The organism is Acidobacteriota bacterium (assembly GCA_012517875.1).
Lineage (GTDB): Bacteria > Acidobacteriota > JAAYUB01 > JAAYUB01 > JAAYUB01 > JAAYUB01.
The window spans coordinates 26,101-42,519 of sequence record JAAYUB010000104.1 but is presented as its reverse complement, the minus strand read 5'-3'; the positions used below and the strand labels follow the sequence as shown (position 1 = coordinate 42,519).

The 16,419-nt window shown below is 67.7% G+C and carries 13 protein-coding genes and 1 pseudogene; 10 read left to right on the top strand and 4 right to left on the bottom strand.

All coding sequences use genetic code 11. The features are described 5' to 3' along the window. Positions 1-7 precede the first annotated feature (7 nt). Together GX414_11275 and purD are read left to right on the top strand one after the other, a co-directional pair. Positions 8-2,071 carry an oligopeptide transporter, OPT family gene (locus GX414_11275; GenBank protein ID NLI47675.1) on the top strand — a complete coding sequence of 688 codons (2,064 nt, stop codon included), beginning with the start codon at positions 8-10 and terminating at the stop codon, positions 2,069-2,071. A gap of 15 nt (positions 2,072-2,086) precedes the next feature. Beyond that, positions 2,087-3,370, top strand: a complete 1,284-nt coding sequence (gene purD, locus GX414_11270) for a phosphoribosylamine--glycine ligase (protein NLI47674.1) — start codon at positions 2,087-2,089, stop codon at positions 3,368-3,370. 43 nt (positions 3,371-3,413) lie between these two features. On the opposite strand, the gene GX414_11265 is transcribed toward purD, so the two are convergent. Beyond that, entirely contained in the window at positions 3,414-4,295 is an 882-nt protein-coding gene (locus GX414_11265; protein NLI47673.1) for a serine/threonine-protein phosphatase, read from the bottom strand. Positions 4,296-4,545: 250 nt separating this feature from the next. On the opposite strand from GX414_11265, the gene purE reads away from it, so the two are divergent. The 6 genes from purE to GX414_11235 all read left to right on the top strand — a co-directional run bounded on the left by purE (position 4,546) and on the right by GX414_11235 (position 11,501). Next, positions 4,546-5,064: a 5-(carboxyamino)imidazole ribonucleotide mutase gene (gene purE, locus GX414_11260; protein ID NLI47672.1), complete on the top strand. Its 519-nt coding sequence runs from the start codon at positions 4,546-4,548 to the stop codon at positions 5,062-5,064. A gap of 29 nt (positions 5,065-5,093) precedes the next feature. After that, positions 5,094-6,374 (top strand): tRNA (N(6)-L-threonylcarbamoyladenosine(37)-C(2))-methylthiotransferase MtaB, encoded by a 1,281-nt coding sequence (gene mtaB, locus GX414_11255; GenBank protein ID NLI47671.1) that lies wholly within the window; start codon positions 5,094-5,096, stop codon positions 6,372-6,374. 153 nt (positions 6,375-6,527) lie between these two features. Further along, positions 6,528-7,706 carry a hypothetical protein gene (locus tag GX414_11250; GenBank protein ID NLI47670.1) on the top strand — a complete coding sequence of 393 codons (1,179 nt, stop codon included), beginning with the start codon at positions 6,528-6,530 and terminating at the stop codon, positions 7,704-7,706. Between the two features lie 188 nt (positions 7,707-7,894). Beyond that, the gene (locus tag GX414_11245; protein NLI47669.1) at positions 7,895-9,655 is read left to right on the top strand and encodes a hypothetical protein; all 1,761 of its coding nucleotides are present in this window, start codon (positions 7,895-7,897) and stop codon (positions 9,653-9,655) included. A gap of 182 nt (positions 9,656-9,837) precedes the next feature. Beyond that, entirely contained in the window at positions 9,838-11,151 is a 1,314-nt protein-coding gene (locus GX414_11240) for a hypothetical protein (protein NLI47668.1), read from the top strand. 44 nt (positions 11,152-11,195) lie between these two features. Continuing rightward, entirely contained in the window at positions 11,196-11,501 is a 306-nt protein-coding gene (locus tag GX414_11235) for a hypothetical protein (GenBank protein ID NLI47667.1), read from the top strand. Between the two features lie 85 nt (positions 11,502-11,586). Here GX414_11235 and GX414_11230 read toward each other — a convergent pair whose 3' ends face one another. Next, positions 11,587-11,988 (bottom strand): cupin domain-containing protein, encoded by a 402-nt coding sequence (locus GX414_11230; GenBank protein ID NLI47666.1) that lies wholly within the window; start codon positions 11,986-11,988, stop codon positions 11,587-11,589. A 170-nt stretch (positions 11,989-12,158) separates the two neighbouring features. On the opposite strand from GX414_11230, the pseudogene GX414_11225 reads away from it, so the two are divergent. Both GX414_11225 and GX414_11220 read left to right on the top strand, forming a co-directional pair. Then, positions 12,159-12,401: pseudogene (locus GX414_11225) on the top strand (peptidoglycan-binding protein). 626 nt (positions 12,402-13,027) lie between these two features. Beyond that, a complete protein-coding gene (locus tag GX414_11220) occupies positions 13,028-13,714 on the top strand; it encodes a hypothetical protein (GenBank protein NLI47665.1) in 687 nt (228 codons plus the stop codon). Here the strand turns inward: GX414_11220 and GX414_11215 are convergent. Together GX414_11215 and lpxD are read right to left on the bottom strand one after the other, a co-directional pair. Beyond that, on the bottom strand, positions 13,697-15,343 hold the full coding sequence (locus GX414_11215) for a DnaJ domain-containing protein (GenBank protein ID NLI47664.1): 1,647 nt from the start codon (positions 15,341-15,343) through the stop codon (positions 13,697-13,699). The two genes, GX414_11220 and GX414_11215, sit on opposite strands and share 18 nt — an antisense overlap. Then, a complete protein-coding gene (gene lpxD, locus GX414_11210) occupies positions 15,330-16,358 on the bottom strand; it encodes a UDP-3-O-(3-hydroxymyristoyl)glucosamine N-acyltransferase (protein ID NLI47663.1) in 1,029 nt (342 codons plus the stop codon). The genes GX414_11215 and lpxD overlap by 14 nt, the downstream gene beginning before the upstream one ends. Between the last annotated feature and the right edge of the window lie 61 nt (positions 16,359-16,419).

Below are 16,419 nucleotides of genomic sequence, written 5' to 3'. Positions count from 1 at the left end.
GAACCTCATGGAACCCACCAGCCGGAGCTTGGCCAAAAACGCCTACCGTCCCCTGGAGCCCGGGGAGCAGTACGTCCCGTACGTGACCGCCGACGCCGTCATGCCCGAGTTCACCGCCCGCGTGGTGATCACGGGCATCCTCATGACCTTGCTCTTCTCTGTGGCCGCGACCTATTCCGGTCTCAAGGTCGCGCAGGTGTTCGAGGCGGCCATTCCCATCAGCATCCTGGCGGTGGGCCTGTCGCAAATGTTCAAGCGCCGCAATACCATCCTGGAGAACGTTATTATCCAGAGCATCGGCGGAGCGTCCGGCCTGATTGTGGCCGGCTCCATCTTCACCCTGCCGGCCCTGTACATCATGAACGTCGCGCCGGGCACCCTGACCATGGTCCTGACCATGTACATCGTCTCGGTGCTCGGCGCCTTCCTGGGGCTGCTCTTCCTGATCCCGCTGCGGCGCTATTTCGTCGCCGACATGCACGGCAAACTCCCCTTCCCGGAGGCCACCGCGATCAACGAGGTGTTCGTCTCCGGCGAGAAGGGCGGTGAGCAGGCCCGCACCCTGGTCTACGCCGCCTGCATCGGCGGCGTCTACGACTTTTTGGCCACCAGTGTCCGGGCCTGGTCTGAGATCATCAACTTCCAGTTCATCCCCTTCGTGCGCCACCTGGCCACCACAACCAAGGCCACAGTGAGCATCAACGCCGTCAGCCTGATCGTCGGCCTCGGTTTCATCACGGGATTGCGCTACTCGGCCATCATCTGTGCCGGCGGCCTCTTCTCCACGTTGATCATGGTGCCCCTGATCTACCACTTCGGCCAGCACGTCAGCGCCCTGGCCATCCCGCCGGCGCCGCTGCCCGGGTTCCCCGAGTTCATCCCCGGCATGTCGGCGGGCGACGTGTTCCGTCTTTACGCCCAGCGCATCGGCGTGGGCGCCATGGCCGGCGCCGGGATCATCGGCATCATCAAGTCGCTCCCCACTATCTACAAGGCCTTTTCGCTGGGCTTCCAGCAGATCTTCCATCCCCACACCCACGCCGCGGCCACCGCGCGCACCGACCGCGATCTGAAGATGAGCACCGTGCTCATGGGCATCGCCGTGTGCACCGTCGCGGTGGGCGCCTTCTTCTTCTACCTCATCAGCCAGGACCCGGCCTCCGCGAGTAAGGCCGTAGCCATCTCGCTCACCGGCCTCGTGATCGTGTTCATCTTCTCGTTCCTGTTCACCACCGTGGCCGCGCTGGCCACGGCCATGACCGGCAACAATCCCATCTCCGGCATGACCTTGGTCACCCTGATCATCGGCTCCACCGCCCTGGTGTCGGTGGGCCTGCAGGGCGACTTCGGCAAGTTCGCCGCCATCGTCATGGGCGCGGTGGTCTGTACCGCCCTGGCCCTGAGCGGCGGGTTCGTCACCGATCTGAAGGCGGGCTATTGGCTCGGCTCTACTCCGCGTTACCAGCAGCTGTCGAAGGTCATCGGCACCCTGTTCGCCGCCATGGGGGTGGTGCTGACGGTGCTGCTCATCCACTTTGCCTATGGCAGGCCTGATGCGGCCACCGGCCAGTTCATCTCCGGCTTCATGAACACCGACGTGGTGCCCGCGCCGCAGGCCAATCTGTTCGCCACCATCCTGTCGGGCATCTTCGACAACCAGCCGGTGACCTGGCTGCTCTATGGGGTCGGCCTCGTGCTCGCCATCCTCCTCGAGATGATGAAAATTCCGCCCCTGGCGTTCGCCATCGGCATGTACCTGCCGCTCCAAATCAACACGCCGCTGTTCGTCGGCGGCCTGATCTCCCACTGGGTGGCCAAGAGCAGCAAGGACGAAAAAGTCTCCGAGGCCCGCGTCCAGAAAGGCACGCTGCTGGCGAGCGGCTTCATCGCCGGCGGCGCCATCATGGGCGTGGTGGGCGCGCTCGTCGTGCTGGCCGGCCTCCACCCGTACATCGACCTCGCGGTGGGCGAGCGCAACGACATCCTGGGGCAGGTGATCTCGCTGATCATGTTCATCGGCCTGTGCGGGTTCCTATACTGGGATTCCCGCCGGGCCAAAGCGTCCGCCTAGGAGTCGGCCACCGGTATGAACATCCTCGTCATCGGCGGCGGCGGTCGCGAGCATGCGCTTGTTTGGCGCCTGGCGCAGGACCCGGGGGTGACGGCGGTGACCGCCGCCCCCGGCAGCGACGGCATGTGTCCGCCCGCCGCGCGGGCGGCGGTGGACGCCGCGGACGTGGACGCGCTGGTCCGCCTCGCCGTCGACGGACGTTTTGACCTGGTGGTGGTGGGGCCGGAGGCCCCGCTGGTGGCGGGCCTGGCCGACCGGCTGGCGGCGGCCGGCGTGGCGGTGGCCGGACCCGGCGCCGCCGCCGCCCGGCTCGAGGGGAGCAAGATCTTCGCCAAGGACTTCATGGCCCGCCACGGCATCCCCACCGCCCGCTACGAGGTGCACGACCGGGCCGCCGGCGCCCGCCGCTCCCTGGAATCGGGCCGGTTCGAGTTCCCCGTGGTCATCAAGGCCGACGGGCTGGCCGCCGGCAAGGGCGTGGTGATCGCCGCCGACCTGTCCGCGGCGCAGGCCGCCCTGGCTGAGATGATGGAGCGGCGCTGCTTCGGCGCCGCCGGCGACCGGGTGGTGGTGGAGGAATTCCTCCAGGGCGAAGAGGCCTCGTTCATGGCCCTGACCGACGGCGAGCACGTCGTGCCGCTGCCCCCCGCCCAGGACCACAAGCGGGTGTTCGACGACGACCGCGGCCCCAACACCGGCGGGATGGGCGCCTATTCCGACGACCGGATCCTGCCGCCGGGTCTGGCCGACGCCGTCCTCGACACGGTCATCCGCCCCACGGTCCGCGGCATGACGGTCGAGGGTCATCCCTTCCGCGGGGTGCTCTATGCCGGGCTCATGCTCACCGCGGCCGGCCCCCGGGTACTGGAATTCAACGTGCGGTTCGGTGATCCCGAGACCCAGGCGGTGCTCCCCCGCCTGCGCGGCTCGCTGGCCGAGACGCTCCACCTGCTGGCCGAGGGCCGGCTGGACCGCGTCCGGCTGGAGACGGACCCGTGGCCGGCGGTCTGCGTGGTGCTGGCCTCGGGCGGCTACCCGGGCGAGTACGCCAAAGGCCGGCCGATCCATGGGTTGGAACTCGCCGGCCAGCAGCCGCACGTGACGATATTCCACGCCGGCACGCGGCGCGAGGGGGACCGCTTCGTGACCGCCGGCGGCCGGGTGCTGGGAGTGACCGCCCGCGGCGCCGACCTGGATGCGGCGGTGATGTGCGTCTACGAGGCGGCGTCCCAGATTTATTTTGAGGGGATGCACTACCGCCGGGACATCGCCCTGAAAGGTCTGCGGCGATACCGCTGAAGAATTTCAGAAGCTTCGGATTTTCACCGCCACTTGCGCCGCTTTACGCGCGCCGCAACAGACGGTTCAGCAGGCGACCGATCATTGCGAAGCCCCCTTTGGGAGGAGGGTCGTAGGTCCGCCGGGCCACCAGCAGCGTCTGGTCGTCTTGAGGCGGAGCGGCGGCACGGAAGCGGTCCACCGCCGCCAGGAGCGCCGGGCCGAATGCCACCGGCTCGCCCACCTGCAGTTCGCCCAGCAGCGCCAGCAGGCCGAGTTCGCCCAACTCGTCGCCCTCGGGCCCCCGGGCCTCGATGAAGGCGTCGGTGGCGGCCACGACGAGGTCACCGGGATCCAGATGCACCTCGAACTGGATGTACTCGGTGTCCGGGATGATGCCCAACGGCAGGTTAGCCACCCGCTGGAAGCCGTAAGATCCCTTCTCCTCGCGGATCGACGGACCGGTGTCGGGGGTGGCGTGGTCCAGCGGCCGCCAGCGCCCCAACCGGCCGCTGTAATGGAAGGGACGCGGATGGCCGGCGTTGCAGACGATCAGGTGGCCGGTGGGGGCGTAGTAGGTCATGAACAGCATGGTGGCGAACCGCCCCACATGGACGTGCCGGCTGTACGCCTGGTTCACGTCGCGCACGAGCCGGGACTGGTCCAGGTAGTTGATGTGCTCCCGGACCAGGCGGCGCAGCATCCGGGCCGTTTCCTGGGAGGTCTCGCCGTGACCGGCCACGTCGGCCATGACCATGCGGGTGACCCGGCCCGAGCCGCACACGGACAGGAGGTGTACGTCGCCGCCGGCGTCCGTTTGGTGAGGCCGGCTGTCCACCCAGACGTCGAGGCCGGGGGTGCGGATGAGATAGCTGTCGAGATGATTGCCCCCGATCATGTCCATGCACTGCAGGACGGGTTCGGGCGCTTTCAGAATGTTCGCCATTGCGACTCCCAGTTGACCGTCTGAACGCGCGGCCGCCGCCGGGCCGGAGCGACGGCCCATCATGCCCCGCGATCCGGCATCGTGTCAACTGCCGCCCGTCACGGATCGTGGGTGCGCGGCTGGACTCAGTGTTTGATGCACCATCCGGCGGGAGGGATGGCGCGGCCCGTCCGGGGCTGCGGCCGAATCCGTTGAGTTGAGCAGAACTTTGTGGTGAAATACCCGCTGAAACCGTCCGGAGGTGCAGGCGATGGAACAACCGGTGGTGGGCGTGCTCATGGGGAGCCTGTCGGACCTCGAGGTGATGCGGGGCTGCCTCGACACCCTGGCCAAGCTGGGGATCCCTTACGAAGTGGACGTCTCCTCGGCCCACCGCTCGCCCGACAAGACCGCCCGCTACGCCGCCACCGCCCGAGAGCGGGGCCTGCGGGTGATCGTGGTGGGCGCCGGCGCCGCCGCCCACCTCGGCGGGGTGGTCGCCGCCCACACCACGCTCCCCGTGGTGGGCGTGCCCATCGACTCGTCGCCCCTGCAAGGGATGGACGCGCTGCTGGCCACCGTGCAGATGCCGCCGGGCGTGCCGGTGGCGGCCATGGCCGTCGGCAAGGCCGGGGCGCGCAACGCCGCCGTGTTCGCCGCCCAGGTCCTCGCCTTGGCCGACCCGGCGCTGGCGGCCCGCCTCGACCGCTTCAAGGCCGAACAGGCCGACGCGGTGGCGGAGCAGTCCCGCCAACTCCGCGAGCAGCTCGGCTCCGGCGGAGGCGCCTGAGCCATCCCTTTTTTCCCGAGGCGTCCGCGATGCGCTTCTACCTGCATTCGTTCGGCTGCCGCGTCAACCAGGCCGACGGCGACGGCCTGGCCGACGCCCTGGCCGCCGTCGGGCATGTCGCCGTGGCTGACCCCGCCGCCGCCGACCTCATCATCCTGAACTCCTGCACCGTCACCCATCGTGGCGACGCCGACCTCCGTCAGACGGTGCGGCGGTTGCATCGCGCCCATCCGTCGGCCCGGCTCGCGGTCACCGGCTGCTACGCCGAGCGCGCCCCGCAGGACGCCGCGGCGCTGCCCGGCGTCAGCGTTGTGGCCGGCACAGGCGACCCGGCCCGGCTGGTCGCAGCGCTGGCCGCGGGCCGCACGGTTCCCGGCGGCACCGGCTCGGCTCCTGCCGCCGCGATGGATGTCCCCGTGGCGTGGCGGGGGCACACCCGGCCCATGGTCAAGGTGCAGGACGGCTGCGACGCGGCATGCGCCTACTGCATCGTCCCCGCCGTGCGGGGCGCCGAGCGCAGCGCGACCCCCGATGCGGTGACGGCCCGCGTCGCGGCGTTGGCCGCGGCCGGCGCCCGCGAGATCATCCTCACGGGGATTCACCTGGGCCGCTACGGGCACACGCTCACGCCGCCCGCCTCACTGACCGACCTGCTGGAGCGGCTGCTGCGCGACACGCCCATCGGCCGCGTCCGCCTCAGCTCCGTGGAGCCGCTGGAGTTCGACGCGGCGCTCCTGGCGCTCATCGGCCGCGAGCCGCGGCTGGCCCCCCACTTCCACGTGCCCCTCCAGAGCGGGTCGGCGGCGGTGCTCGCGCGCATGGGCCGGCCGTACACGCCGGACCAGTACCTGGCGGTGGTGCGGCGGCTGGCGGCGCTCCGGCCGTTGGCCGCCCTGGGCGCCGACGTGATCGCGGGGTTCCCGGGCGAGACCGAGGCGGAGTTCCAGGAAACCACGGCGCTCGTCGCCGCGTCGCCCCTGACCTACCTGCACGTGTTCCCCTTCTCGCCGCGGCCCGGCACGCCGGCCGCCGCCATGCGCGGCCGCCTGCCCGAACGGGAAACAGCCCGGCGAACGCGCATCCTGCGTGGCGTAAGCCAGGAGAAACGCCGGCGGCACCTGGAGGCATGCCTCGGCCGCGCGCTCCCCGCCCTCGTCCTGCGGAGCGGCGGCCGGTTCGCCGGCAGCCAGGCGCTCACCGAGAACTACATCACCCTGACCCTCGCCGAGGCACTCCCGCCCAACACCGCCGTCGACGTCCGGATCCGCACGATTGACTCCCGCGGACAGGCGTCCGGAACCCTGGTCTGAGGTCGTGACGAAATCCCACCGCGAGCTCCACGATCCCGACCGGAACGGCCGGCAGGTTGTCACAGGTTTTTCCACACGATCAAATATAGATTGACTTGCCGCAACCGCCGTCCATAATACAATCATCTTGAAATCCTATTTGGAGTTGATCATATGTCAAAAGTACGAGTCATGATGATCACATGGGTGGCCATCCTTGCCCTCGCCATCCCGGCGATGGCGGCGGACTTCATGCATCGCCCGCTGGAACTGAAGCCCGCCCTCACCCGGGGAACCGGGATCTGGTTGTTCAAGGGTGCTCCGGCGGCGGGGCTGCAGAACGCGGTGGAAAAATCCACGGCGCCTCAAGCCGGGTACCGGTGGCGGCCTGCGACTCTGAAGGCCGGCGCCCCGTCCATCCTGGTCTACACCGACGACCCGTATAATCCGGCGCCGAACACCCTGCTGGACCAGGCCCTGCAGTGGTGGGGTCTGCCCTATACGGCGATCTACAACGGGGCTTTCGCCGCGTTCGAGACAACCCTCGCCAGCCAGGCGTGGGACATCGTCATCTTCGCCAACGACAACAACGGACCGCCCCCATCCACGTTCACCGCCCTTGAAAATTACCTGCTCAGCGGCGGAATCCTGTATGTGCACACTTGGCGCGCGGGGAATGCTCCCTCACTTATCACCAACATGGGTGCTAATATTTGGTCCAACCTTGGTTCACCCATGCCAATCTACCAGTGGGATCCGAGTCATCCGATCTTCACCGATCCCAAATCCGTGCCGGACTTCCTCACGTTCGCTACTGTCTATTATGGTATCTATGGCCAAATGCTGATGTGTCAGCCGGGTTTTGATGCTCTCGCCGGATACACGCCCAGCCCGGATTCATACTCAGCCGCCCTGATCCTGGGCAATGACGGCCGGTCGATCTTGCGGGGCTTCATGGACGCCCCTTTGGCCATCGATCAGGACGGTGACTTCATGCTCGACGGTGTGGAGTTGTGGATCAACACCCTCGCCTACCTGACGGGCGGCGGTTACGACCTGATCTTCGTGGACGACTATGGCCGCTCCAAGCTGTGCATCAACAGCGACACCGGCGACTACGTCTACCACGTCCTCACCGGCACCGGCGCCGGCGAGTACGCCGGCACCGGCGTCTTCAAGGCCTACAACTACGGCTACTACTTCTACAACCAGGACGGCAACCCGTGGCTCGTCTACGTCAACCACGCCACCAACATCAACCGGGCCACCGGCTATCTCAAGTGGGGCGCCAAGCGGATCAACTCCGTGCTCTACGACCGAATCACCACGGACAATCCGGATTCCTGCGACTGATCGACTGCCGCATTCAGTTCGACCCCCAGGGCCCGCGCCGCGCGCGGGCCCTGTTCTTTCGCTCCCGCACCACCGGTCGTCCTGCCGAAATCTCTCCGTAACGGCATGGAATCGCTTGCAATTCCCGTCTGTGTGAGGCAAGATCAGCATAGCTTTGACTTCATATATCTTTAGCAGAAGGAGTCTCTATGTTTAACTCACACATCAGGCCGTTTGTCGTGCTTTTGGCTCTGATCCTGATCGGTGCGACCACCTGTGTCGCGCTGGGAGCGGACGCCAGCCGCCGCGGTCTCGATCTGCGATCCGTCCAGCCGCGGGTGTCCACCGGCACCGCCGACCAGCCCTTCCGGATGGCCCCGGCCACAGCCCGGACGCTCCAGACGGCCGCGCCGGATCGGGCCACCGGCCTCAGTTTCGACCAGCCCCTGGTGTCCACCGCCTGCACCCCCGGCCTGCCCCAGACCGTGACCCTGAAGCTGGCCAACCGGACGGGCGCCCCCGGCCTGGTCCGGCTGGAGTACGTCATCGACGACGCCCAGGGCTTCATTTCCGGTCCCGAATCCGTCTACCTGGGCGCCTGGGACGAGGCCGCCATCGATGTGACGGTGGTGGCTGATCCGGCGCTGCCGCCGGGTCAGACGATCTCCACCTCGGTCCTCGCCCTTGGGCTGGGAATCTCCGCGGCCACCGACATCCAGAGCCTGATGGCCCTGGCGGCGTGGGAGCTGATCGCCACCGAGCCCGACAGCGGCCGCATGGACAACGTGGTGGCCGCCTACAACGGTCTGGCCTGGTCCATCACCGGATACGGCGGCAACGCCAACGTGCGCGTCTACAATCCGGCCACCGACGCCTGGTCCACGGTCGCCGGCTCCGCGCCGCCGTTCGGCGTCAACTACGCGCGATCCGGGGCGGTCTACGGTTCCAAGGTGTACATGTACGGTGACTCCACCACCGTCGGATTCACCGGCCTGTGGTCGTACAACATGGCCACCAACGTCTGGACCCATGAGACACCCACGGGGACCCCGGCGCCGCCCGCCGGCATCTGGGCCCCGGCCTGGGTGGCCGATCCGGAGACCGGCATCCTCTACATGACCGGCGGTGCCACCAACCCGGGCGGAGGTAACCTGAGCACGGTGTACGTGTACAATCCCGCCACGAACGCCTGGTTGGCCTCGCTGCCCAACTTCACCACGGCCCGGGATTTTCACAGCGCCTTCATCTTCCGGCGCCCCGGCGACAACCGCAAACTGCTCTGCGTGGCCGGGGGCATCACATCCACCAGTGTCGAACTGACCAGCACGCAGTGTTACGATTTCAACACCGGTTCCTGGAATGCTGAAAACGCGGATGTCCCGGCTATTCCCATCACTCTGTGGGGCATGGGTTATTGCCAAGTCAACTGCGGCAAGTCCCAGTTGTGGATGGCCGGTGGTGTCACCAATTATCTTGCGACTGTTCTCAATCAGTCCTATTACTGGCAACCCGGCGCCGCTTCCTGGACGAGCGGCGGGGTGTTCCCGTCACCGGCCGTTTACCGCACCAGTGCCGTGGCGCTGGATGGCACCATTTACAAGCTGGGCGGTTCGACCGGAGGCTTCAGCCCCACCGGCACCGCCAGCCGGATCGAAGTGTGCGACGTGTTCGACCTGATCTTTGTGGACGACTACGGCCGCTCCAAGCTGTGCATCAACAGCGACACCGGCGACTACGTCTACCACGTCCTCACCGGCACCGGCGCCGGCGAGTACAGCGGCACGGGCGTCTTTAAGGCCTACAACTACGGCTACTACTTCTACAACCAGGACGGCAACCCGTGGCTCGTCTATGTCAACCACGCCACCAACATCAACCGGGCCACCGGCTATCTCAAGTGGGGCGCCAAGCGGATCAACTCCGTGCTCTACGACCGAATCACCACGGACAATCCGGATTCCTGCGACTGATCGACCGCCGCATCCAGTTCGACCCCCAGGGCCCGCGCCGCGCGCGGGCCTTTTTTATCCAACGGGCGCGGGCGTGTTCCGGCCAGTCCCACCGATTTCCGGTTGCATCACCCCGCCGGATGGCTTAACCTGTGAGCGGACAATCCCCTGTCGCAGCATGCACCTTCTCGCGGAGGCCGCACATGACCGAAGAGCGCAAGGCGTGGGTCATCTCGGTGGACATGGGCTACGGGCACCAGCGGGCCGCCTTCCCGTTCCAGCCCATCGCCGAGGAGCGGATCCTGACCGCCAACAACGACCAGATCATCGCGCCCAACGAGCACCGCTACTGGGAGCGCGCCCGCAGCGGCTACGAGTTCGTCTCGCGACTGCGCAACGCCCCCTTCCCCCTGCACCTGCTCTTCGACGCCTACGACCGCTTCCAGCGGATCTCACCGTTCTTCCCGTTCCGCGACCTGTCCAAGCCCACCACCACGGCGCTGTTCCTCCACCGCAAGATCCGGGGCGGCCTGTGCAAGAGCCTCGTCGACTACATCCGCCTCAAGGACCTGCCCATCCTGACCACCCACTTCATCCCCGCGCTGGCCGCCGACCACCACGGTCTGGAGCGGGTGTTCTGCGTGGTCACCGACACCGACATCAACCGGGTCTGGGTTCCCCCCAAGCCCAGGGAGTCGCGGATCACCTACCTGGCCCCGTCGCGCCACGCCCGGACCCGCCTCATCCAGTACGGCGTGCCGCCCGAGCGCATCATCCAGACGGGCTTCCCCCTCCCCGACTCGCTGGTGGGCGGCAAGGAGGGCCCCGTACTGAAGCGCGACCTGGCCCGGCGCATCCCCAACCTGGACCCGAAGCTGAAATTCAGGCAAAAGTACCTGCCGCTGATGGCTGCAGACCTCGGGATCGACAACATCACGGAGGAGTCGGGCCGGCCCCTCACCCTCATGTACCTCGTGGGCGGCGCCGGCGCCCAGCGGGAGATCGGCATCCAGCTCGTGGAGGCGCTGCGCGGGCGGATCGAACGAGGCGAAGTGCGGGTGTTCCTCGTGGCGGGGATCCGGATGGAGGTGTACACCTTCTTCATGCAGGAGTTGGAGCGGCTGGGGATCGCCAACGGCGTCGACGTCGTGTTCGCGCCCGACAAGTTCGGCTATTTCGAGAAGATGGACGCCGCCCTCCACGACACCGACATCATCTGGACCAAGCCGTCGGAACTCACCTTCTACACCGCGCTGGGCCTGCCGGTGATCACCAGCCCGCCGGTGGGCGCCCACGAGGTGGAGAACCAGCGCTGGCTCCAGAACATCGGTTCCGGCTTCCCGCAGGAGGGGCTGGAGTACCTGGACGACTGGCTGTTCTACGTGCTGGAGTCGGGCAAATTCGCCGAGGCCGCCTGGGACGGCTTCAAGAACGCGCCGTGGATGGGCACGTACCTCATCGAGGACGCCGTGTTCGGCGCCGCGCCGTCGACACCGACGGCATCCCGAACCACGTAGAGCTCCGGACCGACCGGATCACCGCGGTGCTCGATGTGCCGGAGATGTTTGACGCCGTGTATGTCGGCGACGCCGGCCTGGCGAAACTCTGCCGCAACACGACCACCGGGGCGTTCATCTACTGGGTGCTCTCCGGCAAGGGCGCGGGCGAGTATGCGGGTATCGCCACCATCACCCGGCGGCCCGACGACTCATTCGTTCTGAGCGGCGAGCGGGGCGTCCGCGATGCCCTGTCGGTGTACCATGACTCGCAGCAGGATCCGGAAAGGGGGTATTTCCGCAATTTCGATTCCGGCGCCAACTCCAGCATCACCGACAAGAACGCATCCCAGGCCAACGTCAACTGCTAACAACAACCCTTCTCCCGGTGGGATTACCAGCCCTCCCGCCAAGACCGGCCGGGGGGCTATTTGCCTGCGCCGACCAATCGGGGAGCTACTCCGCCGCGCCAGGCGGCGGGTCCTCCAGCCACTCCGTGGCGTAGTCGGCGGTGCGGGGGATAATGCAGAGGAACTCCACCGGCTCCGGGCCACGATTCTCGTACCAGTGGGCGGCACCGGCGGGGATGTAGACGGCGTCACCTGCCCGCACCGTCCGCTCGCCGCCGTCGAAGCCAAGCACCATTTCGCCCCGGACCACCACCTGCTCGTGCTCGATGTCGGGATGGCGATGGCGCGGGATGCGCCCGCCCGGCTCGAAGAGAAAGCGGCGGGTGACAAACCGGGGCGCGTCCTGGGCCGGGCCGATGAGCACGGCCATCCGCGCGCCGCGGGCCCGCTTCACCGGCTGGGCCGCCGTCTCGGCCGGCGGCACAACCACCGGCTGGAGATTGTTGATGGTCATGGCATCCTCCCTCAGGTGTCCTCCCGACTGGCGGCCATGGCGCGCACCGGCCAGGGATAGCCGATAGTATACCCCAAACCCGCCGAATCGGATTCCCGCTTCCTCTCCGCCTGTCTGCGGGAACGGTGATTGGCGGGTGGTGTTTTCGCAGCGTTTGTGCTGAAATGGCTCACACCTCCCGCCGGAGATCGTCCATGGAAAAAGAATTGCAGCCGCCGCCCGTGCTGCGCCGCGGCCACCGCGGAGCGGACGTGCGCCGGATCCAGGAATGGCTCTGCCTCAACGGCTGGAGCCTCCGCGTGGACGGCGGCTTCGGACCGGCCACCGAGACGGCGGTGCGCGGCTTCCAGGCCGGCGCCGGTCTGCCGGTGAGCGGCGCGGCCGATCCGCGCACCTTCGCCGCCCTGGTCGCCCCCATGACCGGGGCGCTCCGGCCCATCGCACCGGCGGGCCGGTCGTTCCGCGCGCTGGTGGCGGCGGTAGCCCAGCGGCACCTGGCGGCACGGCCCCGCGAGGCGGGCGGCCGGAACCGGGGCCCCTGGGTGCGCCTCTACACCCGCGGCCGCCAGGGCGACCGCTGGCCGTGGTGCGCGGCGTTCGTCAGCTTTGTCATCCGCCAGGCGGCGGAGTGCCTGGCCGTGTCCGCGCCGTTGCGCTACACCTGCTCGTGCGACGTGCTGGCCGCCGAGGGGTCCGCCACAGGCCTCTTGGTCGCCGGCGTGCGGATCGCCGACCGCGCCGCCATCCCGGCCGGCAGCGTATTCCTCACGCGCCGGGCGCCCGGCGATTGGGCACACGCCGGCATCGTCACCGCCGCGGCCGCCGACTGGTTCGAGAGCATCGAGGGAAACACCAACGACAGCGGCAGCCGCGACGGCGACGCCGTGCTCCGTCGGTACCGCGGCTACCGACGACAGGATTTCATCGTGTTCCCCGCCGGCGCCGACGGTTGATTTGAGGCGCCGGCGCGCCGGCCGGCCGGCCCGGCCAGCGGACCGTTGCGGCCGGAGCCGCCGCCGGTTACAATGCCTCCATGGAACCCCGGGACCGCACCCTGGCCGACTTCGCCGCCGTCGACGCCGCAAGCGCCCGGCTGCTCGAGCAATTCCCGGCGCCGGAGCGCCGCCGGGAATTGCTCCGGTCATTCACGCGCCAAGTCATTCTCCCCGCCGAAGCTGGACTGGCGCCGCTGGCGCCTGCCGCGGACCGCCCTCCGGCCGACATCGCAAGCGCCCTGGCTCGCTCCGTGGATATTCTCTTTCACTGCCTGGAACGCGGCACGTTGCAGCTGGCGGATCTTGCCGACCTGTCCAGCGCGTGGAACGACGGTCACCCCTGGCGGAGCGGCACGCACACCGGATTCCCCGCACCGGGCCTGGCCGCCGACCCGGCCCGGCTGGCCGGCGATCTCGCCGCCACGCTGGAGTGGCTCGCCGCCCCCGCCGTGGCCATGCTGCACCCCGTGGCCCAGAGCGTGCTGATTTCGGTGCGGCTGACCGATCTCGCACCCTTCCCCGCCGGCCTGTTTCACCTGGTCCGGGTGACGGCGTGGTTTCCCCTGCTGGCCGCCGGCTGCCCCCCGCCCCTCCTGCAGCCGGATGACGCCCTCCGCTGGCTACAGGCCCTGCAGGCCGGCCTGGCGTACGACACCCGGCCGCTGGCGTTTCTGTACCGCGCACGGGTCGAGGCAGCCTTCGCGGCGCTATTTCTCGTCGTCTGATTTCAGGAAATTCCTCAGGTCCATCTTCAGCAGACCCTTGAAGGTGATAGGCCCGCGCTCTTTCTTGATCCCGAGGGCCTGCCGGGCCTCCTCGTTGTCGGGTTTGAGCTCGTACACCCGCTGGTAGAACTTCTGGGCGCGGATATGAAGCTTGATCTTGTTGTAGAACCGCGCCAACTCAAGAAGGATCTCGATCCGGTCGGGTTTCATCTCCTGCGCCTTGAGCAGGCGCTCCTCTGCTTCCTTGTGTCGTTGGGGATTCAGCGACAGGGTCCGGCCCAGCCAGAACTGGTACTCCGCCACGTCCGGCAAGATCCGCACCGCCTGCCGAAAATGCTCGGTGGCGTCGTAGAACTTCTGGGCCTTGAAGGCCTCCTTGCCGTGGGTGTAGTGCTGCTTGGCGGTGTGTTCGCGGTCTTCGTAAGCGTATAACTTGGTGTTCTCCTTCTCCGGTCCCGCCCGGGCGGGAATGCTCTGGGGTTTGAGCATTGTCTTGTCCAGCTCATACTTTTCGTTGTAATTGGCGCGGCGCGCCGGGTCCTTCAGCGTTTCGGCCGCCTCGGTGATCTGGGCGAACAGCGCGTCCACCCGCGCCTGGAGCGCCGGGTTGTTGAATCGGTTGAAATGGTCGGGATGAAAGCGCTTGGTGAGTTCCACGTAGCTCTTCTTGATCTCGTCGGTCTCGGCGCGATAGTCCACTCCGAGCAATTCATAGTGGTTGCCGTTCTGGGCCAGGATAAACAGGTCCTCCAACTCGGCCATCAGCTCGGGTGGAACGGTTTCGGACGATGGGGCCGTCGCATTGGCGGCCGGCAGTGTGGCGGCTCGTTGTGGCGGTGGTGTGGCTCGGGGGGCCGGACGCGGCACGGCCGTGGCCGGCGCCGGTTGCGGCGCGGCCCGGGGCGCCGCGGGGCGGGCCAGCGGCGGTTCGTTCCGGACAGCCTTCGGCCCGGATTCATCCCCTGGCTTGAGAGTGATCACCTCCATGAAATCCAGAGCCAGCAATGCGCGCAGGACCTCTTCCTCTTGCAGCCCGCCAGAGCGCACCAGCTCATCAACAGTCAGACCGTCGTGCAGGCGGCTGAACAGGAAGCCCTGTCGGGTGGTCAGGGGCAGACCCCGGATGCGACTCATCGCGTCGGGTGCCACTCGCACCCGCACCTGGCGGTCGGGCAACAGCGCTTCGATGACGCCGCCGTCGAGCCACTGGTCGTAGAGCTGGAGCAGGAGACTGGCGATCTTGTGCCGGACGCGGTCCGGGCTGCCGGTGACGCTGGGCTTGAAGTTGATCAGTACAGCCAGCTTCGGATTGGCCAGTTCGTTGACCAGACGGCCGATGTATTCGGCGATCAGCGCGCGGAGCTGTTCGATCCGCCCCAGGCTGACCGTATTGGTGGCCCCGGTGAGAAGATCCGTCGGATCGGCGCCCCGCTCCTTCAGGAAGGGGACCAGCCGCTCGCGGGCGGTAACCGTGTCCAGGGCGACGATGTCGCCCTCGGCAACGGTCAGTGTGCATAACCCGTCGCCGTACGGGAACGACAGCTCTCCGGAAAGGCGCTGCCGGTGGACGCGCTGCAGTGCATCCAGGATGTGTGGCGTCGAAAAGGCCGTCGCGTCATTCATGCCCATGCTTCATCCGTTCGATTTCCTTCTCCAGCTCGCGCACCCGGTTCATCAGTTCCGGTAGTTTGAAGAACGCGAGGGTGCACCGCTTGTACAGTTTGTGGTCGGTGGCCGGAACGCCTACAACCACGGCGCCCTTCTCCACGTCGGTGATGACGGCGCTGCCGGCTTCGATGACGGCGTTGTCGCCGACGATGCAGTGCCCCGCCATCCCCACCTGGCCGCCCACCTTGACGTTGTTGCCCACCGTCGTGGTGCCTGCCAGGCCCACCTGGCCGGCGAACACGCAGTTCTCGCCGATGGTGCTGCCGTGGCCCACCTGGATCAGGTTGTCCAGCTTGGTGCCCCGGCCGATGCGGGTGTCGTCGAGCGTGCCGCGGTCCACGCAAGTATGGGCCTGGATCTCCACATCATCCTCGACGATGACGCGCCCCGCCTGCGGGATCTTGTGGTAGCCGCCCTCGGCGGTCTGCGCGAAGCCGAAGCCGTCGGCCCCGATGACCACCCCGTTTTGGAGGATCACCCGGCAGCCCAGCTGGCAGTATTCCCGAACGACGCAGTTGGAATGGATGAGGGTGTCATCGCCCACGCTCACCCCGGGGTAGAGCGTGGTGTTGGCCAGGATCCGCACGTTCCGGCCCAGGCGGCAACCGGACTCGATGACCACGTGCGGGCCGACGTAGCAGTCCGGGCCGACGACGGCGTCCGGCGCCACAACTGCCGACGGGTGAACCAGCGGTCCTTTGGGCAGCGGCTGCTGGTAGAACAGCTCCTGGACCAGCGCAAAGGTGTGGTTCGGAAACCGGGAGCGGATGGTGGGAGCCTCCACTGCCGGAAAATCTTCGGCCACGATGAAGGCTGATGCTTTGGAGCCGGCCATGATCTTCTGGTGCTTGCGGTCCATCACGAAGGTGATCTCGCCAGGACCGGCCCGCTCGACGCTTCGGACGGCACGGATCTCCGTCTCACCGTCGCCGGTATACGGGCAGTTCACCCGAGCGGCAATGTCCTTGACTTTCATGCTGTCACTCCCGGCGGCCTGCGCCGCCCGCCGCGTGCATCGTCTGCGCCCACACCGGCTC

Excerpts from the sequence above, each read along its gene's own strand:
- GX414_11275 (NLI47675.1), top strand. The coding sequence starts at position 8 with ATGGAACCCACCAGCCGGAGCTTGGCCAAAAACGCCTACCGTCCCCTG.
- purD (NLI47674.1), top strand. The coding sequence starts at position 2,087 with ATGAACATCCTCGTCATCGGCGGCGGCGGTCGCGAGCATGCGCTTGTT.
- GX414_11265 (NLI47673.1), bottom strand. The coding sequence starts at position 4,295 with ATGGCGAACATTCTGAAAGCGCCCGAACCCGTCCTGCAGTGCATGGAC.
- purE (NLI47672.1), top strand. The coding sequence starts at position 4,546 with ATGGAACAACCGGTGGTGGGCGTGCTCATGGGGAGCCTGTCGGACCTC.
- mtaB (NLI47671.1), top strand. The coding sequence starts at position 5,094 with ATGCGCTTCTACCTGCATTCGTTCGGCTGCCGCGTCAACCAGGCCGAC.
- GX414_11250 (NLI47670.1), top strand. The coding sequence starts at position 6,528 with ATGTCAAAAGTACGAGTCATGATGATCACATGGGTGGCCATCCTTGCC.
- GX414_11245 (NLI47669.1), top strand. The coding sequence starts at position 7,895 with ATGTTTAACTCACACATCAGGCCGTTTGTCGTGCTTTTGGCTCTGATC.
- GX414_11240 (NLI47668.1), top strand. The coding sequence starts at position 9,838 with ATGACCGAAGAGCGCAAGGCGTGGGTCATCTCGGTGGACATGGGCTAC.
- GX414_11235 (NLI47667.1), top strand. The coding sequence starts at position 11,196 with ATGTTTGACGCCGTGTATGTCGGCGACGCCGGCCTGGCGAAACTCTGC.
- GX414_11220 (NLI47665.1), top strand. The coding sequence starts at position 13,028 with ATGGAACCCCGGGACCGCACCCTGGCCGACTTCGCCGCCGTCGACGCC.
- GX414_11215 (NLI47664.1), bottom strand. The coding sequence starts at position 15,343 with ATGGGCATGAATGACGCGACGGCCTTTTCGACGCCACACATCCTGGAT.
- lpxD (NLI47663.1), bottom strand. The coding sequence starts at position 16,358 with ATGAAAGTCAAGGACATTGCCGCTCGGGTGAACTGCCCGTATACCGGC.